19 protein-coding genes and 1 pseudogene are annotated in these 17,831 nt (G+C 69.1%); 2 read left to right on the top strand and 18 right to left on the bottom strand.

Features of this window, described 5'->3' with window-relative positions:
- Positions 1 to 11: 11 nt before the first annotated feature.
- From tolB to GVO57_RS03140, 12 genes and pseudogenes are all read right to left on the bottom strand, one after another.
- Positions 12 to 1,360: pseudogene (gene tolB, locus GVO57_RS03195) on the bottom strand (Tol-Pal system beta propeller repeat protein TolB).
- 55 nt (positions 1,361 to 1,415) lie between these two features.
- Entirely contained in the window at positions 1,416 to 2,192 is a 777-nt protein-coding gene (locus GVO57_RS03190) for a cell envelope biogenesis protein TolA (RefSeq protein WP_160591792.1), read from the bottom strand.
- A gap of 1 nt (position 2,193) precedes the next feature.
- Entirely contained in the window at positions 2,194 to 2,622 is a 429-nt protein-coding gene (locus GVO57_RS03185; RefSeq protein ID WP_160591790.1) for an ExbD/TolR family protein, read from the bottom strand.
- On the bottom strand, positions 2,622 to 3,323 hold the full coding sequence (gene tolQ, locus GVO57_RS03180; protein ID WP_407695720.1) for a protein TolQ: 702 nt from the start codon (positions 3,321 to 3,323) through the stop codon (positions 2,622 to 2,624). Before tolQ ends, GVO57_RS03185 begins: the two co-directional genes overlap by 1 nt.
- Positions 3,320 to 3,769: a tol-pal system-associated acyl-CoA thioesterase gene (gene ybgC, locus GVO57_RS03175; RefSeq protein ID WP_160591786.1), complete on the bottom strand. Its 450-nt coding sequence runs from the start codon at positions 3,767 to 3,769 to the stop codon at positions 3,320 to 3,322. The genes tolQ and ybgC overlap by 4 nt, the downstream gene beginning before the upstream one ends.
- Positions 3,770 to 3,840: 71 nt before the next feature.
- On the bottom strand, positions 3,841 to 4,857 hold the full coding sequence (gene ruvB / locus GVO57_RS03170; RefSeq protein ID WP_160591784.1) for a Holliday junction branch migration DNA helicase RuvB: 1,017 nt from the start codon (positions 4,855 to 4,857) through the stop codon (positions 3,841 to 3,843).
- Positions 4,854 to 5,468, bottom strand: coding sequence for a Holliday junction branch migration protein RuvA (gene ruvA, locus GVO57_RS03165; protein WP_160591782.1), 615 nt, complete (start codon positions 5,466 to 5,468; stop codon positions 4,854 to 4,856). The genes ruvB and ruvA overlap by 4 nt, the downstream gene beginning before the upstream one ends.
- A gap of 31 nt (positions 5,469 to 5,499) precedes the next feature.
- The gene (gene ruvC / locus GVO57_RS03160; RefSeq protein WP_160591780.1) at positions 5,500 to 5,976 is read right to left on the bottom strand and encodes a crossover junction endodeoxyribonuclease RuvC; all 477 of its coding nucleotides are present in this window, start codon (positions 5,974 to 5,976) and stop codon (positions 5,500 to 5,502) included.
- A 25-nt stretch (positions 5,977 to 6,001) separates the two neighbouring features.
- On the bottom strand, positions 6,002 to 6,745 hold the full coding sequence (locus tag GVO57_RS03155; protein WP_160591778.1) for a YebC/PmpR family DNA-binding transcriptional regulator: 744 nt from the start codon (positions 6,743 to 6,745) through the stop codon (positions 6,002 to 6,004).
- A gap of 30 nt (positions 6,746 to 6,775) precedes the next feature.
- On the bottom strand, positions 6,776 to 7,015 hold the full coding sequence (locus tag GVO57_RS03150; protein ID WP_160591776.1) for a DUF2312 domain-containing protein: 240 nt from the start codon (positions 7,013 to 7,015) through the stop codon (positions 6,776 to 6,778).
- A gap of 91 nt (positions 7,016 to 7,106) precedes the next feature.
- Positions 7,107 to 8,480, bottom strand: coding sequence for a metal-dependent hydrolase family protein (locus GVO57_RS03145; protein WP_160591774.1), 1,374 nt, complete (start codon positions 8,478 to 8,480; stop codon positions 7,107 to 7,109).
- A complete protein-coding gene (locus GVO57_RS03140; protein WP_160591773.1) occupies positions 8,477 to 8,782 on the bottom strand; it encodes a DUF1244 domain-containing protein in 306 nt (101 codons plus the stop codon). Before GVO57_RS03140 ends, GVO57_RS03145 begins: the two co-directional genes overlap by 4 nt.
- 73 nt (positions 8,783 to 8,855) lie before the next feature.
- Here GVO57_RS03140 and pyk point away from each other — a divergent pair, with 73 nt between their 5' ends.
- Positions 8,856 to 10,316, top strand: a complete 1,461-nt coding sequence (pyk, locus tag GVO57_RS03135) for a pyruvate kinase (protein WP_160591771.1) — start codon at positions 8,856 to 8,858, stop codon at positions 10,314 to 10,316.
- Between the two features lie 51 nt (positions 10,317 to 10,367).
- On the opposite strand, the gene GVO57_RS03130 is transcribed toward pyk, so the two are convergent.
- The gene (locus GVO57_RS03130; RefSeq protein WP_407695705.1) at positions 10,368 to 10,808 is read right to left on the bottom strand and encodes a hypothetical protein; all 441 of its coding nucleotides are present in this window, start codon (positions 10,806 to 10,808) and stop codon (positions 10,368 to 10,370) included.
- A 227-nt stretch (positions 10,809 to 11,035) separates the two neighbouring features.
- On the opposite strand from GVO57_RS03130, the gene GVO57_RS03125 reads away from it, so the two are divergent.
- Positions 11,036 to 12,034: an adenosine kinase gene (locus GVO57_RS03125; protein WP_160591769.1), complete on the top strand. Its 999-nt coding sequence runs from the start codon at positions 11,036 to 11,038 to the stop codon at positions 12,032 to 12,034.
- An 84-nt stretch (positions 12,035 to 12,118) separates the two neighbouring features.
- On the opposite strand, the gene GVO57_RS03120 is transcribed toward GVO57_RS03125, so the two are convergent.
- The 5 genes from GVO57_RS03120 to GVO57_RS03100 all read right to left on the bottom strand — a co-directional run bounded on the left by GVO57_RS03120 (position 12,119) and on the right by GVO57_RS03100 (position 17,807).
- On the bottom strand, positions 12,119 to 13,651 hold the full coding sequence (locus GVO57_RS03120; RefSeq protein ID WP_160591767.1) for an amino acid permease: 1,533 nt from the start codon (positions 13,649 to 13,651) through the stop codon (positions 12,119 to 12,121).
- Between the two features lie 147 nt (positions 13,652 to 13,798).
- Positions 13,799 to 14,188, bottom strand: coding sequence for an HIT domain-containing protein (locus GVO57_RS03115; RefSeq protein ID WP_160591765.1), 390 nt, complete (start codon positions 14,186 to 14,188; stop codon positions 13,799 to 13,801).
- A gap of 226 nt (positions 14,189 to 14,414) precedes the next feature.
- Positions 14,415 to 16,076, bottom strand: coding sequence for an ATP-binding protein (locus tag GVO57_RS03110; RefSeq protein WP_160591763.1), 1,662 nt, complete (start codon positions 16,074 to 16,076; stop codon positions 14,415 to 14,417).
- 58 nt (positions 16,077 to 16,134) lie between these two features.
- Positions 16,135 to 16,896, bottom strand: coding sequence for a TIGR02186 family protein (locus GVO57_RS03105; RefSeq protein WP_160591761.1), 762 nt, complete (start codon positions 16,894 to 16,896; stop codon positions 16,135 to 16,137).
- A complete protein-coding gene (locus GVO57_RS03100; protein WP_160591759.1) occupies positions 16,893 to 17,807 on the bottom strand; it encodes a sulfite exporter TauE/SafE family protein in 915 nt (304 codons plus the stop codon). The genes GVO57_RS03105 and GVO57_RS03100 overlap by 4 nt, the downstream gene beginning before the upstream one ends.
- Positions 17,808 to 17,831 lie beyond the last annotated feature (24 nt).

The raw sequence follows: 17,831 nt of genomic DNA, 5'->3' as shown, positions 1-17,831 counted from the left end.
AAACAGGGGCGTCAGGGGAGCAACGGCCCCCAGGTGGGATCGGAGCCGTCGACCGGAGTCGGGATCCGGCGCAGGTTGCGGCCGGTCAGATCGACCTGCCACACCGTCGAGCGGCCCGACCGGCCGGGGCTGGTGCGGAAAAACTGGATCACCCGGCCATTGGGCGACCAGGTCGGCGCTTCATCCTGCCAGTCATCGGTCAGCAGCCGCTCATTGCCGCCCGAAGGCGCCATGACGCCAATGCGGAAGCCGCCGGCGATCCGCGTATAGGCGATCAGGTCGCCGCGCGGGCTCCATTCCGGGGTCGCATAGGCACCGCCGCCAAAGCTGATCCGGCGCTGGTCCGATCCGTCGGCGTTCATCACGTAAAGCTGCTGCTTGCCCGACCGGTCGCTCTCGAACACGATCCGGCTGCCGTCGGGGGAAAAGCTGCCGCCAACGTCGATCGCCGGCGACGTCGTCAGCCGCACGGGCGTGCCGCCGGTCGCGGGCATCTTGTAGATGTCGGTGTTGCCGCCGACGCTCATCGAGAACAGCAATGTCCGCCCGTCGGGCGAGAAACGCGGTGCGATGATCTGGTTGGCGGTGTCGAGCACCAGCCGCTGGCCGCCGGTGCCGACATCATAGACATAGATTCGCGGCCGCCGCCCCTGATAGCTGACATAGACGATCGACTTGTAATCGGGCGAGAAACGCGGGGTGAGGACCAGATTCTGGCCATTGGTCAGGAACCGGTGATTGGCCCCGTCCGAATCCATGATCGCCAGCCGCTTGACGCGCGCATCCTTCGGCCCGGTTTCGGCGATATAGGCGATGCGGCTGTCGAAGAACGGGCTTTCGCCCGACAGGCGCGAATAGACCATGTCGGCGCATTTGTGCGCGGCGCGCCGCCAGTCGCGCGGCGCGACGACAAAGCCGGCGCGCTTCAGCTCGGTCTGCAGCGTCACGTCATAGAGATAGCAGCCGATGGTCAGCTGCCCCTGATCGGCGCGGACATAGCCCTGGACCAGCGCCTCGGCCCCATGCCGCGCCACACGCCATAGCCTGGGGCGTTGATCTGGCCGAAATCGGGCGTCGGCAGCCCGCCCGGCCCCACCGGCACGAACAGCCCCGATCCGCGCAGATCGGTCGCGATCACATCGGCGATCTGCCGCCCGAGCGTGTCGGTCGCCCCCGCCTCGGTCTGCTGCGCGGCGGGCGTCGCGAGCGCGGGCACGGCGATCTTCAGATCATCGCCGCTCGCCGCCGTCACATCGACGCTCAGGCCCGCGGGCGGCGCGGTGTCCGCCGCGCCGCCTGCGGTCTGCGCTGCCGCGGCACCTGCGCCAAGCGCTGTCAGCACCGCCGCCAGCCGGACCATCCTGTTCATCCCTGCCACCACCCTGTCCTGTCCTTCCATCCGTCCCGCGCGGCGGTCACAGCCCTTCGTAAAGCTGCGGCCGGATCACCCGCCACGCCGCATAATATTGTTTCGGCAGCCGATAGGGGGCCGCCCGTCTGACCGCCGCCAGCGCCCGTTCGACAAACACATCGGCCTGGGCACGGTTGCTTGCCGTCACGCCGCTCGGGCCGATCACGCGCAGTTCGCCGACGATCGCGCCGTCTTCCGACAGGTTGGCGACGATCGTCACCCGCAGCCGGTCGACATCGGCACCGCTTGGCGGCTTCCAGTGCGGCTTGAGCTGGCGGATCAGCTCCGCGGCCAGCGCGCCCTGTTCCTTCGGGCCGATGGGCGCGTCGGTTGCGGTGCTGCGGCTGGCCGATGCCTTTTCGGCAATGCCCTTCAGAAAATCGGGGCCGAGCCGCGCGCCTTTGGGTGGTGCTGCTGCGCTGGCCTCGGCGGGCTTGCGCGGCGGCTTGGCAGTTTCGGTCGCGGCTTTGGCCGGGGCCGGCTTGTCGGCAGCGCGCGGGCGCGGCGCGGGTGCATCGGGCCGGGGCGCGGGGGCGGCGACGGGTTCGGCTGCCGGTTCGGGCTGACCGAGTTCGGGTGCGATGCTCGTCGCCGGCTGTGTCTTTGCAGGATCGGGCGTCGCGGCCTCCAGCCCGACATCCTCGACGAACTGGACTTCGACCGGCGGCCGGTCGGCGGTCAGCGGCAGCGGGGCGGCGAAAAAGCCGATCGACAGCAGGCCGATCGCGAGCACATGGCCGCCCGCCGCGATTCCCAGCCCCAGCCGCTCGGCCCGGTCCATGTCAGCGCCGCTCCTCGCCGGTGCTGACCAGCGCCACCTTGTTGAGCCCCGCCCGGTTGAGTTCGCCCAGCACGCGCATCACCCGCCCGTAATCGAGCGTGCGGTCGGCGCGCAGATGGATTTGCGGCTTTTCCCCCCGCCCGGCAATCGCGCGCAGCCGGTCGGGCAGATCGTCGGCGGTCACCGGATCCTCGCCGATCGCGATGACGCCGTCGGCGGCGATGGCAATCACCACCGGCTCGTCGGGCTGGTCGAGCGCGCCGGCGCGGCTTTCGGGCAGGTCGACGGGCACCCCGGTGGTCAGCAGCGGCGCCGTCACCATGAAGATGATCAGCAGCACCAGCATCACATCGACGAGCGGCGTGACGTTGATGTCGGCCATCGGCGCGCGCCCGCGCCCCCGCCGGCCCGAGGGAAGCTGCGCCCCCATCAGCGGTCGGCGTCCAGTTCGCGCGACAGGGTGGCGTGGAAGGCATCGGCAAAGCGCAGCAGCCGCGCCTCCAGCCGGTCGATGCCGTGGCTCAGCCGGTTATAGGCGATGACCGCGGGGATGGCCGCGAACAGACCGATCGCGGTCGCAAACAGCGCCTCGGCAATGCCGGGTGCGACGACGGCAAGGCTGGTATTCTGCGCCGATGCGATGGCGGTGAAGCTGCGCATGATGCCCCACACCGTTCCGAACAGGCCGACAAAGGGCGCGACGCTGCCGATGGTCGCCAGCACGTTCAGGCGCGCCGACAGCCGGTCGATTTCGGCCGCGCAGGCGCTGTTCATCAGCGTCGCCAGCCGGGCGCGCACGCCCTCGCGGTCGATCACCGGGCCGGCGGTCGAGCGCCGCCATTCGCGGATGCCGGCGGCCAGGATGCGGGCGGCGGGGATTTCGGCCTCGCCGTGCCGGTCGAAAAACCGGTCAATGTCCTGGGCTTTCCAGAACTCCCGCTCTAGCCGGTCGCTTTCGCCGCCCGCGCGGCGCAGCTTCGCACCGGCGGCAAGGATGATCGCCCAGCTCCAGATGCTCGCGGCGAGCAGGCCGATCATCACCGCCTTCACGACCAGATCGGCCTGCTGGAACAGGGCGATGGGCGACAGGCTGGCGGGATCGCCGGGCAACAGGGTCGGGTCCAAGGTCAGGCTTCCTCCAACAATTCGGCGAACCGGTCGATCCAGGCGCGGGGCTGGCGCCGGGGCCGCCCCTCGGGGCTGACGAACGCCGCCAGCACCTCTGCCTCGGTCAGCATTTCGTCGCCGCGCATGACTGTCTGATGAATATGAACGGCAGGTGCCGTGATCCGGGTCAGCCGGGTCACGACCAGCAGATCGTCGTCGAGCCGCGCCGGGCGGCGATAGCGGATCCTGAGGTCGGCGACCGCATAGACGCCGTCGCCCGCCTCATGCGTGGCGCGCTGGTCGATCCCGGCAACGCGCAGCATGTCCGACCGCGCCCGTTCCATGTAGCGCAGATAATTGGCGTGATAGACGATGCCCGACAGGTCGGTGTCCTCGAAATAGACGCGCACCGGGAACCGGTGCGTGCGCCCGACAAAGCGGCCCGAGGCAGGAAGATCGCGGCTGTCCATCGCGCCCGCCTTAACCCATTGCGACTCGGGCGACCAACCCCCCTTTGGGGACAGGTTGGGGGGCGGGCCGGTCAGTCGAACAGCCCGCCCGGATCGCCGCCCGGCACCTCAAGCCCCAGATGCGTCCAGCCCGGCCCGTTCAGGCAGCGCCCGCGCGCCGTGCGGGCGACGAGGCCGAGCTGGATCAGATAGGGTTCGATCACATCCTCGATCGTGTCGCGCGGTTCCGACAGGCCGGCGGCGAGCGTTTCCACGCCCACCGGGCCGCCGCGATAAATGTCGGCGATCATCGTCAGATAGCGGCGGTCCATCGCGTCGAGGCCGAGCGAATCGACCTCCAGCCGGGTGAGCGCGGCATCGGCGATCGCGCGCGTGACCACGCTTGCCCCGGCCACCTGGGCAAAGTCGCGCACCCGGCGCAGCAGCCGCCCCGCGACCCGCGGCGTGCCGCGCGCGCGCCGTGCGATCTCGCTCGCGCCATCGGGATCGATGCCCATGCCGAGCAGCCGTGCCCCGCGCGTCACCACCCGTTCCAGCTCGGCCACCGTGTAGAAATTGAGCCGGACCGGAATGCCGAACCGGTCGCGCAGCGGCGTGGCGAGCAGCCCCTGCCGCGTCGTCGCGCCGACCAGCGTGAACGGCGGCAGATCGATCCGCACCGACCGCGCCGACGGCCCCTCGCCGATCATCAGGTCGAGCGCGCGATCCTCCATCGCCGGATAGAGCACCTCCTCGACCGCCGGGTTCAGCCGGTGAATCTCGTCGATGAACAGCACATCGCCCGCTTCAAGGTTGGTCAGCAGCGCCGCCAGGTCGCCGGCCTTGGCGATCACCGGCCCCGATGTGGCGCGAAAGCTGACCCCCATTTCGCGCGCCATGATCTGGGCGAGCGTCGTCTTGCCAAGGCCCGGCGGGCCGAAGAACAGCACATGGTCGAGCGCCTCGCCGCGCAGCCGGGCGCTGTCGATGAACACGCGCAGATTGGCGCGCGCCGCTTCCTGGCCGACAAACTCCTCAAGCGTCTTGGGCCTGAGTGCGGCATCGGGATCATCGTCCTGCCGGGCGGGCGACAGCAGCGGCGCGGTCATGCGGTCGCCAGCCGCAGCGCGGTGCGCACCAGCGCGTCAAGCCCGGCATCGGCGCCCAGCTCGTCGGCCGCGCGCGCCACCGCGCTGGCGGCGACCGCCGGTTTGAAGCCCAGATTCTGCAGCGCCGAGACGGCATCGGCTGCAGCCCCTGCCGGGGGTGACGTCATGCCGTCAGCCAGCGCGGTGCCGGGAATGCCGGTGATGCCCATGGCTCCGGCCTTGTCCTTCAGCTCGTTGACGATGCGCGTCGCCAGCCGGGGGCCGACGCCATTGGCGCGCGCGACCATCGCCTGGTCGCCCGCCGCGCAGGCGCGGGCCAGTTCCTCGGCCGACAGCGCCGACAGGATGGCGAGCGCGACCTTGCTGCCCACGCCCTGAACCGCGGTCAGCAGGCGGAACCAGTGGCGTTCCTCGGCGCTGGCAAAGCCGATCAGGCGCATGTCGCTGTCGCTGACCTGCATTTCGGTGTGGATGGTGACGCGCGCGCCTTCGCCGCCCAGCCGGTCGCGCGTGCGTGCGCTGCACTGGACCAGATAGCCGACGCCCTGAACGTCGATCACCGCCCAGTCGGGGCCGGTTGCATCCAGAAGGCCGGTCAGCTTTGCGATCATGCTTTGTTCTAGGCCGGGGGCGGCCCGGCGGTCAACGATGGCTGCCGAGCAGATGGGCGTGGGTGATCGCCACCGCCAGCGCATCGGCGGCGTCCGGCCCGGCCAGCCTGACGCCGGGCAGCAGCACGCCCAGCATCGCCTGAATCTGCTTCTTGTCCGCGCCGCCGGTGCCGACCAGCGCCTTCTTGACCAGCTTGGTCGCATATTCGGCGACCGGCAGGCCGGCACGGGCGAGCGCGAGCAGCGCGACGCCGCGCGCATGGCCAAGCTTCAGCGTCGACTGCGGATTGACGTTGACGAACACCTCCTCGACCGCGCCGGCATCGGGCCGGTGGCGGGCGATCACCTCGGCCAGCGCGGCATCGAGCGCGGCGAGCCGGTCGGGCAGCGGCAGCGCGGCATCGGTGCGCACCTGCCCGTTCGCGACATGCGACAGGCGGCTGCCGGCCTTGGCGATCACGCCCCAGCCGGTCGCCGTCAGCCCCGGATCAAGGCCGATGATGATCATCGCCGGCCAGGCTGGCGGTGCCGGTTCAGCCCAGCCGCTCCATCACCGCGTCGGGGATGTCGTAATTGCCCCACACGGTCTGGACGTCATCGTCATCGTCGAGCGCGTCGATGAGCTTGAGCAGCAGCCGGGCATCGTCCTCGCCCACTTCGGCGCGCATGTTGGGCCGCCAGGCGAGCTTCACCCCGTCGGCCGCGCCCAGCGTCTGTTCGAGCGCGCGGGCGACCTCGTGCAGCGAATCGACGCTGGTCCACACCGCATGGCTGTCGCCATCGCTCTCGACATCGTCGGCACCGGCCTCGATCGCGGCTTCCAGCACCTTGTCCTCGTCGCCGACATGGCCCGGATATTCGATCAGCCCCAGCCGTTCGAACCCGTGGCTGACCGAACCCGACGCGCCCATATTGCCGCCATTCTTGGTGATGGCGGTGCGGACATTGGTCGCGGTGCGGTTGCGGTTGTCGGTCAGCGCCTCGACGATCAGCGCGACGCCGCCGGGACCGAAGCCCTCATAGCGGACTTCTTCATAATTCTCGCCTTCGCCCTTCGACGCCTTGTCGATCGCCCGCTGAATATTGTCCTTGGGCATCGACTGCGCCTTGGCGGCGTTGATCGCCGCGCGCAGCCGCGGGTTCATGTCCGGGTCGGGCAGGCCCATCTTGGCCGCGACGGTGATTTCGCGGCTGAGCTTGGAAAACATCGCCGAGCGCTTTTTGTCCTGCGCGCCCTTGCGGTGCATGATGTTCTTGAATTTGGAATGGCCGGCCATCGTCCCTGACCCTTTGCTGGCAGCCCGCGCTCAGTCGAGGCCGAGTGCGTTGCGATAGGTTTCGAGAAGGGCGTCGGCTTCCTGCCGCGCATTCTTTTCCATGCGGCGCAGGCGCACGATCGCCCGCATCGTCTTCACGTCATAGCCATTGGCCTTGGCCTCGGCATAGACGTCGCGGATATCGTCGGCGATGCCCTTTTTCTCTTCTTCCAGCCGTTCAATCCGCTCGATGAACAGGCGCAATTGCTCGGCTGCGACCGCGTCACTCATATCAACCCCGCTCAAATGAAGGCGTGCGCTTTACGCGCTCGGCGGCGATAGGGCAACGCCCTGCGCCGCCAGGGGCCTGCGCGACCGGGCCTCAGCGCGCCGGGAAGGTCTGGCGCGCCCCGCCCAGCTTGTGGACGACGCCGCGCCGCATCACGAACTCGACCTTTTCCAGCCGCCGCACATCGTCGATCGGATTGCCCTCGACCGCGATCAGATCGGCGTCCTTGCCGGGGGCGATCGATCCGATCCGGTCGGCACGGCCAAGCAGCGTCGCCGCCTCGACCGTCGCGGCGCGGATCGCATCGACCGGCGTGATGCCGACCGCGGTCATCAGCGCGAACTCCTCGCCATTGATGCCGTGCACGCCGACGCCCGAATCGGTGCCGAAGGCGATGCGCACCCCGCCCCTGGCGGCGCGGGCATGGCTTTGCTTCACGACCTTCGCCACTTCCTCGGCCTTGGCGACCGAGGCGGCGGGCCGCTCGCCGGCGCGGCCCTGGCGCAGCACGCTTTCAAAGGCGAGCATCGTCGGCACCAGATAGGCACCGGTCTTGCGGAACAGGGCGATCGTCTCGTCATCGATGAACGAGCCATGCTCGATCGAATCGACGCCCGCGCGCAGCGCGGCGTCGATCCCTTCCTTGCCATGGGCATGGGCGGTCGCCTTGCGGCCAAAGGCATGGGCGGTGTCGATGATCGCCTTCATCTCTTCGTCGGTCATCTGCTTGCCGAGACCGCCTGCGATATTGCTGCCGACCCCGCCCGAGGCGGCGAACTTGATCACCTCGGCGCCCTGGAAGATCTGGTCGCGCGTCGCCCGGCGGCAATCATCGGCACCGTTGCACAGGGCGGTCGAGCCATGGCGCTCGGCCTCGGCAAACTCGGCCTTCAGGCCATTGGCATCGCCATGCCCGGCGGTGACCGAGATCATCTCGCCGGCATTGACGATCGTCGGCCCTTCGACATCGCCGCGCGCAATCGCGTCGCGCAGCGCGCGGATGCCGCGCGGCTGGCCGCCCAGGTCGCGCACCGTGGTGAAGCCCGCCGCCAGCGTCTTGCGCGCCGCGACCAGCGCGTCGACAAACCCGTCCTCATCGTCCTTGATCGCAAAATCGAGCCGGGCGCGCAGCGGCTCGCCGGTCGAATAGAAATGGACGTGCATGTCGATCAGGCCCGGCAGCACATGGCGCGTACGCAGGTCGATCAGCTCGGCCCCCGGCTCGGGGGTCACAAAGCCGTCGCGCAGCTCGGCGATCGTGCCGCCGCGCACGATGATCGTCGTCGGCCCGCGCGTGACGCGGCCGGGTTCGGCCAGCACCGCCCCGGCCTGGATGTAGCGGACAGGTGCTGCCGCCGGCGCGGTCTGGGCTGCCGCAGGCCCGGTCTGGGCGACCGCCGGCATTGTCTGGGCCAACGCGGCGCCGGCCATCAGCCATGCGCCGAGTGCCAATCTGCTGATCCTCATCCCTGTTCTCCCTGTTCGCGGTTGCGGGCGATGCTCTGTTCCATCCGCGCGAGCTGTTCGGCGGTCGCGGGCTGCTGATGGGCGGCTTTCCACTGCGCATAGGGCATGCCGTAAACCGCCTCGCGCCCCTGGTCGCGGTCAAGCGCGCCACCGCTCGCCTCGGCCAGCCAGTCGCCCAGGCAATTGCGGCAAAAACCGGCGAGCCCCATCAGGTCGACATTCTGCGCATCGGTGCGGTGCTGCAGATGGGCGACGAGGCGGCGGAACGCGGCGGCGGCCGCGGCGTCGGAATATTGTATCATGCGCCCTTCCCCCGGGTTGATCGCCCCCGATTAGACGCTAGACCCATCAAATCCAACGGCAATGGCGAGAGTGATGGCGAATAGCGTGGAGGCGCGGTCGCGCCGGGTGCGGGTCCTGGCGACATTGGGACCGGCCAGCCGCAGTCCCGAAATGATCGAGAAACTGTTCCGGGCCGGGGCGGACGCATTCCGCGTCAACATGAGCCATGGCGCACAGGCCGATCATGCGCAGACCATCGCCCATATCCGGGCGCTCGAAAAGCAGCTCGGCCGCCCGACCACCATCCTTGTCGACCTGCAAGGGCCAAAGCTGCGCGTCGGCAGCTTTGCCGAGGGCATGGTGCTGCTCAAGACCGGCCAGACCTTCGTGCTCGACCGCGACACCACGCCCGGCGACCAGAGCCGCGTCTGCCTGCCGCACCGCGAGCTGTTCGTGGCGCTGGAGGAGGGCGCGCGGCTGCTGCTCGACGATGGCAAGCTGGTGCTGCGCGTCGTCGCCCACAGCCATGACCGGATCGAGACGGTGGTCGAGGTCGGCGGCGCCTTGTCGAACAACAAGGGGCTGAACGTCCCCGATGTCGTCGTGCCGCTGGCCGCGCTCACCGAAAAGGACCGTTCGGATCTGGCCTTTGCGCTCGATCAGGGGGTGGACTGGGTCGCGCTCAGCTTCGTCCAGCGGCCCGAGGATGTCGCCGAAGCGCGGCGGATGATCGGCGGGCGCGCGGCGCTGCTGGCCAAGATCGAGAAGCCGGCGGCGCTCGAACGGCTCGATGCGATCATCGAACTGGCCGATGCGGTGATGGTCGCGCGCGGCGATCTGGGCGTGGAGCTGCCGCCCCAGGCGGTGCCGCCGATGCAGAAGCGGATCGTCGAGGCGGCGCGGCGCATGGGCCGGCCGGTGGTCGTCGCCACCCAGATGCTCGAATCGATGATCAAGGCCCCGACGCCGACCCGGGCCGAAGTGTCCGACGTCGCGACCGCCATCTATGACGGCGCCGATGCGGTCATGCTGTCGGCCGAAAGCGCGGCGGGCGACTGGCCGGTCGAATCGGTGGCGATGATGAACGCCATTGCCGAGGCGGTGGAGCGCGATCCCGGCTATGCCGCGCGCGTCCATTTCACCGAAACGCGGCCCGATCCGACCACCGCCGATGCGCTGGCCGAAGCATCCGGCGAGATCGCCCGGACGATCGGCGCGGCGGCGATCATCTGCTTCACCACCTCCGGCTCCACGGCCCGGCGCGTGGCGCGCGAGCGGCCCTCGGCGCCGTTGCTCGTCCTCACCCCCCGGATGGAAACCGCGCGCCGGCTCGGCCTGCTCTGGGGCGCGCATGCGGTGCGCACGCGCGACGTGTCGTCGTTCGAGGAAATGATCGGCAAGTCGAAGCGCATGGCCCTGCGCCATGGTCTCGCCAAGGCGGGCGACCGGGTGATCATCATGGCCGGGGTGCCGTTCGGGACGCCGGGGTCGACCAATGTCGTCCATGTCGCGCGCATCAGCGGCGACGAGCTGCGCGGCCACCGCACCGACTGACGCTGCGCCCGGCGCCGCCGGCATCGCGGCTGGCGGCGCAGCAGGCGGGGCTCAGGGGCGCGTGGCGCCCTGGGGCCGGTGCCGGGCGGCGAGCGCGGCGACGCAGCTTGCCCGGTCGATGTCGCGGCCGTCGGGCTGGCGGGCATCGACATAGGTGACGACCGGTTCGCCGCGCGCGCGGGTGCGGTAGAGATAGGCGTCGAGCACGCAGATCGGCCCGGCGAATTGCAGCTTCACCGCCTGATCCTCGCGGATGTCGAGCTCGGGCGGGCCGAACAGCGCCACCAGCCCGGCCGCGGTCGCGCCGAGCACCCGTTCCAGCCCGGAGACGCTCAGCACCGGCGGCGTCACCGGCAGCGCGCGCGGTAGGGGCGCGGGCCGCGCGGTACAGCCGCCGACCAGCGCCAGGCCCGCCATCGCCGCCATCGTTGCGCCTTTCGCCCGCAGGCACGCCATGTTCTGCAGTCCGCTCCGCCCGATCATCGCCGTCATGCCCGCTGACAAACATGGCCGCCGCCGCCCGGCAAGCGGCGGCTGATCCGGCTGCGCCAGCCCGGTTGTGGGCAAAGGCGGCCCGTGTCCGCCTGCCCAGCCTGCCAGCCTTGGCCGCCGCCCGCGCTTTGGCCGGAGTTGACGGCGCTCCGATCCGCTCTATGGCCCGCGCGATCCCCCGGGCTGCGGCGTGCGCCGCGCGCCCCCGCCCTTTGAAGGAGAAGAATGTGTCCGATGCCCGTTACGATATCGTCGCGATCGGCAATGCGATCGTCGACGTGATCGCCCGCGCCGACGAAGGCTTCATCACCGACAATGGCCTGCGCAAGGGCTCGATGCAGCTGCTGTTCTCGACCGATGAGGCCGAGACGCTCTATGCCAAGATGGGGCCGGGCGTGGAAACCAGCGGCGGGTCGGCGGCGAACACGCTTGCCGGGCTGGCGGCGCTCGGGCTGCGCTGCGGCTTTATCGGCCAGGTTGCCGACGATCAGCTCGGCCGCGTCTTCGCGCACGACATGCGCGCCCAGGGCGTGCGCTTCGACACCGCGCCGCGCGCCGGCGAACCGGCGACCGCGCGCTGCCTGATCGTCGTCACCCCCGACGGGCAGCGGACGATGAACACCTTTCTCGGCGCGTCGCAGTTCCTGCCCGCGACCGCGCTCGACCGGGAGATGATCGCGGCGGCGGAGATCCTCTATCTCGAAGGCTATCTCTGGGATCCGGAAGAACCGCGCGCGGCGATGCGCGACGCCATCGCAGTCGCGCGCGCCGCCGGCCGCCGTGTCGCCTTCACCCTGTCGGACGTGTTCTGCATCGAACGCCACCGTGACAGCTTCCGCCAGCTGCTGGCCGACGGGCTGGTCGACATCCTGTTCGCCAATGAAAACGAACTGCTGTCGCTCGAGGAAAGCGACGATTTCGAAGCCGCGCTCGCCGCGGTCGCCGCGCGGGTGCCGACGCTGGTCGTCACCCGCAGCGAACAGGGCGCGATCGCCGTGCAGAATGGTGAGCGCGCGGCGGTTGCCGCCGAACCGGTGACCCAGGTGGTCGACACCACCGGAGCGGGTGACCTGTTCGCCGCCGGTTTCCTGGCCGGTCAGGCGGAAGGCCGCAGCCTGGGCGACAGCCTGGTGATGGGCGCCGTCTGCGCCGCCGAAGTGATCAGCCATGTCGGCCCGCGCCCGCAGGCCGACATCAAGGCGATGGTCGCCGCCCGGCTGGGCTAAACGAAAACGGCCGGCCCGTCCCCGACGGGGGCGGGCCGGCCGGTTCGGGGTGCCGGGCTGAAGCGTCAGCCCGGCAAAACGCGATTACAGTCCGGTGGGCAGCGGCGGCACCGGGCCGGGCGGCACATCGCCATCGGTTTCCGGCACATCGACGATGCCGCGCCCGACATGGCTGCGGCTGCGGCTGTAGAGGAAATAGACGACCAGCCCGATCGCCGCCCACACGAAGAACAGCAGCTTGCTCTTCTCGTCCAGGCTCCAGAACAGATAGGCGCAGCCGGCAACCGCGATCGGCGCGGTCAGATAGAGCGCCGGCGTGCGGAACGGCCGCTTCCGCGTCGGCTCGGTCTGGCGCAGGATCATCACCGCGATCGACACCGCCGCAAAGGCGAACAGCGTGCCCGAGTTCGAGATGTTGGCCAGCTGCCCGACCGGGAAGAAGGCGGCGAACAGCGCCACCGCGATGCCGGTGATCACGGTGATCACGTGCGGCGTGTTGTAGCGCGGGTGGATCTTCGAAAACGCCTGGGGCAGCAGCCCGTCGCGGCTCATCACGAAGAAGATGCGGGTCTGGCCGAACATCATCATCAGGATGACCGATGGCAGGGCAAGGCCCGCCGCCAGCCCGATCAGGTTGCCGATCTGCGGCCAGCCGATCTGGCGCAGCGTCCAGGCCAGAGCTTCCTTCGAACAGGTGACGGCATTGTCGCTGATCAGCGCGCACTGGGCAGCCAGTTCGCGGCTGCCGGGTTCGAGCGCCTCGCCGCCCGGGCCGAGCACCGGCTGCCCGCCGACCGTGCCGATCACCCCGGCTGCGACGAGCAGGTAGAAGATCGTGCAGATGGCAAGCGAGCCGATCAGGCCGATCGGCATGTTGCGCTGCGGGTTCTTGGTCTCTTCGGCCGCGGTCGAGACGGCGTCGAAGCCGACATAGGCGAAGAAGATCGACGCCGCCGCCGCCGACACGCCGCCAAAGCCGAGCGGCATGAACGGCGTGAACTTTTCCATGTTCATCACCGGCACGGCGAGAACGATGAACAGGCAGAGCGCCGCAACCTTGATCGCAACGAGGACGGCGTTGACCGTCGCGCTTTCCTTGGTCCCCAGCACCAGCAGCCAGGTGACCAGCCCGGCAATCGCCATCGCCGGCAGGTTGATCATCCCGCCATCGAACGGCCCGAGCACCAGAGTGTCGGGAATGTCGATGGCAAAGGCATGTTCGATCAGCCCGACGACATAGCCGGACCAGCCGACTGAGACGGCCCCCGCCGCCACCGCATATTCAAGGATCAGCGCCCAGCCGACCATCCAGGCCAAAAGCTCGCCCATCACCGCATAGCTGTAGGTGTAGGCGGAGCCCGAAACCGGCACCATCGCCGCCATTTCGGCATAGCAGAGTGCCGCGACCGCGCAGACCAGCCCGGCGATCACGAACGAGATCATCATGCCCGGTCCGGCCTTTTGCGCGGCCTCCGCCGTCAGCACGAAAATGCCCGTGCCGATGACCGCGCCGATGCCGAGCATCGTCAGCTGGAACGCCCCCAGCGTGCGGTGCAGCGATTTTTTCTCCGCCGTGGCGAGAATGGCGTCGAGAGGCTTTTTACGCCCGAAAAACATGCCTGTCTGATCCCCGATTGTCATGCGCGGTCGGCCGCGTCGCTCTGGGGCGGAAACCCTAGAGGCTAATCACGGCCGTGCAACATTATTATCATGAACGGCCCCCTGCGCGCCGCCGGGCCGGCCCAATCCCCGCCCGATGCGCGGTCAGGCGTCGCCTGGCCGGGCGAGCATCGGACCGAGCGGCCGCCCGGCCAGGATATGGACGTGCAGGTGCGGCACCTCCTGATGGGCGTCATGGCCGATATTGGCGAGCAGCCGGTAACCCGGCTCGACCAGCCCCGCCGCGCGCGCAACCAGCCCGACCGCGCGGACAAAGCCGGCAATCTCGGCATCGCTCGCCCGGGCCGAGAAGTCGTCCCACGACACATAGGCCCCTTTGGGGATCACCAGCACATGGTGCGGCGCCTGCGGGTTGATGTCGGCAAAGGCGAGCGTCCATTCGTCTTCATGCACGCGCGTGCACGGCAGCTCACCGCGCAGGATGCGCGCGAACACATTGCCGTCGTCATAGGGCAAGGTGGCGTCGGTCGGCATGGGTCCTCCCTGTGGTCGGCCATGGCCGATAGGGCGAAACCGGCGCGTCTGGCAACGTGGCGCGTTTGATGGGAAGAACGGCACCGGGCGTCGTTAGCTGGGAAGAACGGCACCGGCCCGCTCCCCCACCCGGCCTCCCATAGCGTAACCTGCCGTTGGGAGGCCGGGTGGGGGAGCGGGCCGGTGCCGCCCCTGCGCCGGAAGGCGCAGCACAAACATCCCCTGCTCAGCGCCCCTGGGAGCGCCAGCGCTTGATCACGCGGCCGAGCATCTCGTCCTCGCCGCCGGTCTGTTTCCAGAGTTCTGAGAATAGCGGGTCGCCCGAGGCGGGACGGCGATGTTCCTCCAGCGTGTCGAGCGACACGCGGATCGGGATCGACACGCCTTCGCCGCAGATGATCGCCTCGCGGTTGCGAAGCGCCGGCACCGAATCGAGGAAGCCGCGAGAGCCTTCGGGCATCGCCGCTTTCACGAACGCCTGGTCGCGTTCGTTGTTGAGGCGCATCGAGATGATCGTGCCGCACTGCGACAGAACGCCTTCGGCCAGATCGGACGGACGCTGGGTGATCAGGCCCAGCGACACGCCATATTTGCGCCCTTCCTTGGCGATGCGGCTGAGGATGCGGCCGACCGACGAGCCATCGGCATTGCGTTCATTGGGCACGTAGCGATGCGCTTCCTCGCAGACGAGCAGCACCGGCCGCTGGCGCTCGCCGCGCGCCCAGATCGCGAAGTCGAACACCATGCGCGACAGCACGGCGACGACGACCGAGGTGATTTCCGACGGCACGCCCGACACGTCGATGATCGAGATCGGCTTGCCGTCGCCGGGCAGGCGGAAGACCCGCGCGATGAAATCGCTCATCGTGTCGGCGACCAGCATGCCTGAGAACATGAAGCTGTAGCGCGGATCGGCCTTGATCTCGTCGATCTTGGTCTTGAGCCGCATATAGGGCGCGCTGTCGCCGGCCTTGTCCAGCTTGCCCATTTCCAGCTGGATCAGGTTGGTCAGATCCGACAGCAGATAGGGGATGGGCGCATCGACGGTTAGCTTGGACACGCTTTCGGCCAGCCGGTTCTTGGCCTTGGCGGCGAGCAGGCATTTGGCGAGAATGTCGGCGTCCATCTGCCGGTTCGACCCGGTCGAGGTCAGGAACACCTCGCAATGTTCCTCGAAGTTCATCAGCCAATAGGGCATGGCCAGGTTCGACACGTCATAGATCGCGCCATTGCCCTTGAACGCGGCGGCATATTCGCCGTGCGGGTCGATCATCACGATATGGCCTTCGGGCGCCATGTCGCAGATGCGGTGCAGGATCAGCGCGGCCGAGGTCGATTTGCCGGTGCCGGTCGATCCGAGCAGCGCGAAATGCTTGCCGAGCAGCGCATCGATGAACAGCGCGCCGCGGATGTTGCGCGTCGGATAGACGGTGCCGATCTCGATCGAGGGGCGGCCATCGGCGGCATAGATTTCCTTCATGTCGGCGCTGGTCACCGGATGTACCGGCGTGCCCGGCGTCGGATAGCGGGTGACGCCGCGGCGAAAGTTGTAGATCCGCCCGGTCAGCCGTTCCTCATCGCCCTCGCCAAGGAAATCGATATGGGCGCGCACGCCGCTGCCGTCGCCGTCGAGGCACAGCGAGCGGACATTGGCGACCAGCCAGACGCTGCCGACCTTGATCTTGACCTGCGATCCGACCTGGCCGGCCATGGCGACGCTGGGATCGGCGTCCTGGCCCAGCAGATCGATCTGCGCCCGTTCGAGCCAGAGCTGCGAGTTCGAACCCGCAATCTCGATCACCGCGCCCAGTGCGGGCAGCGCCGCATGGCCGGTCGCGGCCTTGGTGTCGGCCGGCTGGAACGCCCCGGCATGATTGGCGAGATCCATGGTCCCTCCCAGGAAAACTCAGTCGGCAGGGGGTGATAACGGGGCGGGGTAAAGAAAGTCAGAAGCGGCGGAACGCCATGCCCGCGCCCCAGCCTAGCCCCAGCGACAGCAGCACCGCGACGATGCCATAAGCCAGGCCATGGCTTTCGGCGGTGGCGGCGACATAGCGTTCAAAGCCGCTTTTCGCGATGTCGATGTCGCGCACCGCCCCGGCGATCACCTTGCCGTCGCTGATCAGGAAGGTTTCGGCGGTGTAGGCGCCGACCGGCACCCGCGCGGGGATGCGGATGCGCGCGCGGTAGAGCACGCCGTCGGTGATTTCGACCGCGCCCGGCTGTTCGACGAACAGGCCGCTGCGCTGGCGCAGGTCGATCAGCCCGCGTTCGAACCGGCGCGCCTTGTCCGGCGACCCGGCATCGGCGGGCGACAGCTGGAGATTCTGGATGCCGAGTTCATAGATCGCCGCCGTCCGCTCATCGACCAGATCGCCGATCGGGCGCGAGGTCGCGACCGCGTAAAAGGCGGGGGCGGAACGGAAACGGCTGCTTTCGGCATTGAGCCAGATGCCGGCGACCTTGCGCTTCTCGCGCACCAGGATCGATTCGGACGGGCCTTTCACCACCACCGCGATGTCGGCCGGGCGGCGCGGCACCCGGCCGCCGGGGTAGAGGATCGCGCCGAACAGCAGCAGTTCGGCCCCGGTGAAGCTGTAGATGATCTCGATCCGCCGCTGCGACACGTCGGGGACCAGCACCGGCTTGGTCGCGCCGGACAGCAGCGGCAGCGCGGCGAGCGCGGCAAGGATGCGGCGCCCCCTCATGCCAGCTCGATCGAATAGATTTCATCGGGCCGCCAGCCCAGGCCGAGCGCCATGCGCATCGCGACCGTGAGCACAAGGATGGCGAGCGCGAGCCGCAGGATGTCGGGGCGAATGCGCTGCGCCAGCCGTGCACCCAGCTGCGCGCCCACCACCCCGCCGACCAGCAGCAGCGCCGCCAGCACGATATCGACCGCGCGCGTCGTCGTGGCGTGGATGAGCGTGGTCGCCGCCGTCACGAACAGGATCTGGAACAGCGATGTGCCGACCACCACCCGCGTGCTCATGCCCAGCAGATAGATCATCGCCGGCACCATGATGAAGCCGCCGCCGACGCCGAGGATCATCGTCAATATCCCCGTCGTCATGCCGAGCAGGAACGGCGCGAGCGGCGAGATGTAGAGGCCAGAGGCATAGAAGCGCCAGCGCAGCGGCAGGGCGGCGACCAGCGGATGGTGCCGCCTTGTGCGCGCGGGCGGCACCACGCCGCGCCGGGCGGCGCCGAGCGCAGCCAGTGCGTCGCGCATCATCAGCCCGCCGATGCTGCCCAGGAGCAGCAGATAGAGGATGCTGATCGCGGTATCGATCTGGCCCAGCCCCTGCAGCAGGCGGAACAGCCACGCCCCGATGAGCGCGCCCAATATGCCGCCGGCGACCATCACCAGCCCCATATGCACATCGACGCCGCCGCGCCGGAAATGCGCGAACACGCCCGACACGCTCGATCCGGTCACCTGGCTGGCGGCAGACGCGGCAGCGACCGTCGGCGGGATGCCGTAGAAGATCAGGAAGGGCGTCACCAGAAAGCCGCCGCCGACGCCGAACATGCCCGACAGCACGCCCACGCCAAGGCCGAGCGCGGTGATGACGAGCGCGTTGACCGACAGATTGGCGATGGGCAGGTAAAGGTCCACGCTTGCTCCCCGTGTCCTGCCCCA

It is taken from the genome of Sphingomonas changnyeongensis, assembly GCF_009913435.1.
GTDB lineage: Bacteria > Pseudomonadota > Alphaproteobacteria > Sphingomonadales > Sphingomonadaceae > Sphingomonas_B > Sphingomonas_B changnyeongensis.
This window is presented reverse-complemented; position numbering and strand designations above follow the sequence as displayed.

Excerpts from the sequence above, each read along its gene's own strand:
- ybgC (WP_160591786.1), bottom strand. The coding sequence starts at position 3,769 with ATGGACAGCCGCGATCTTCCTGCCTCGGGCCGCTTTGTCGGGCGCACG.
- GVO57_RS03130 (WP_407695705.1), bottom strand. The coding sequence starts at position 10,808 with ATGACGGCGATGATCGGGCGGAGCGGACTGCAGAACATGGCGTGCCTG.
- pyk (WP_160591771.1), top strand. The coding sequence starts at position 8,856 with ATGGCGAATAGCGTGGAGGCGCGGTCGCGCCGGGTGCGGGTCCTGGCG.
- GVO57_RS03120 (WP_160591767.1), bottom strand. The coding sequence starts at position 13,651 with ATGTTTTTCGGGCGTAAAAAGCCTCTCGACGCCATTCTCGCCACGGCG.
- GVO57_RS03155 (WP_160591778.1), bottom strand. The coding sequence starts at position 6,745 with ATGGCCGGCCATTCCAAATTCAAGAACATCATGCACCGCAAGGGCGCG.
- GVO57_RS03105 (WP_160591761.1), bottom strand. The coding sequence starts at position 16,896 with ATGAGGGGGCGCCGCATCCTTGCCGCGCTCGCCGCGCTGCCGCTGCTG.
- ruvA (WP_160591782.1), bottom strand. The coding sequence starts at position 5,468 with ATGATCGCAAAGCTGACCGGCCTTCTGGATGCAACCGGCCCCGACTGG.
- GVO57_RS03115 (WP_160591765.1), bottom strand. The coding sequence starts at position 14,188 with ATGCCGACCGACGCCACCTTGCCCTATGACGACGGCAATGTGTTCGCG.
- ruvC (WP_160591780.1), bottom strand. The coding sequence starts at position 5,976 with ATGATCATCATCGGCCTTGATCCGGGGCTGACGGCGACCGGCTGGGGC.
- GVO57_RS03145 (WP_160591774.1), bottom strand. The coding sequence starts at position 8,480 with ATGAGGATCAGCAGATTGGCACTCGGCGCATGGCTGATGGCCGGCGCC.
- GVO57_RS03110 (WP_160591763.1), bottom strand. The coding sequence starts at position 16,076 with ATGGATCTCGCCAATCATGCCGGGGCGTTCCAGCCGGCCGACACCAAG.
- ruvB (WP_160591784.1), bottom strand. The coding sequence starts at position 4,857 with ATGACCGCGCCGCTGCTGTCGCCCGCCCGGCAGGACGATGATCCCGAT.
- GVO57_RS03185 (WP_160591790.1), bottom strand. The coding sequence starts at position 2,622 with ATGGGGGCGCAGCTTCCCTCGGGCCGGCGGGGGCGCGGGCGCGCGCCG.
- GVO57_RS03190 (WP_160591792.1), bottom strand. The coding sequence starts at position 2,192 with ATGGACCGGGCCGAGCGGCTGGGGCTGGGAATCGCGGCGGGCGGCCAT.
- GVO57_RS03150 (WP_160591776.1), bottom strand. The coding sequence starts at position 7,015 with ATGAGTGACGCGGTCGCAGCCGAGCAATTGCGCCTGTTCATCGAGCGG.
- GVO57_RS03140 (WP_160591773.1), bottom strand. The coding sequence starts at position 8,782 with ATGATACAATATTCCGACGCCGCGGCCGCCGCCGCGTTCCGCCGCCTC.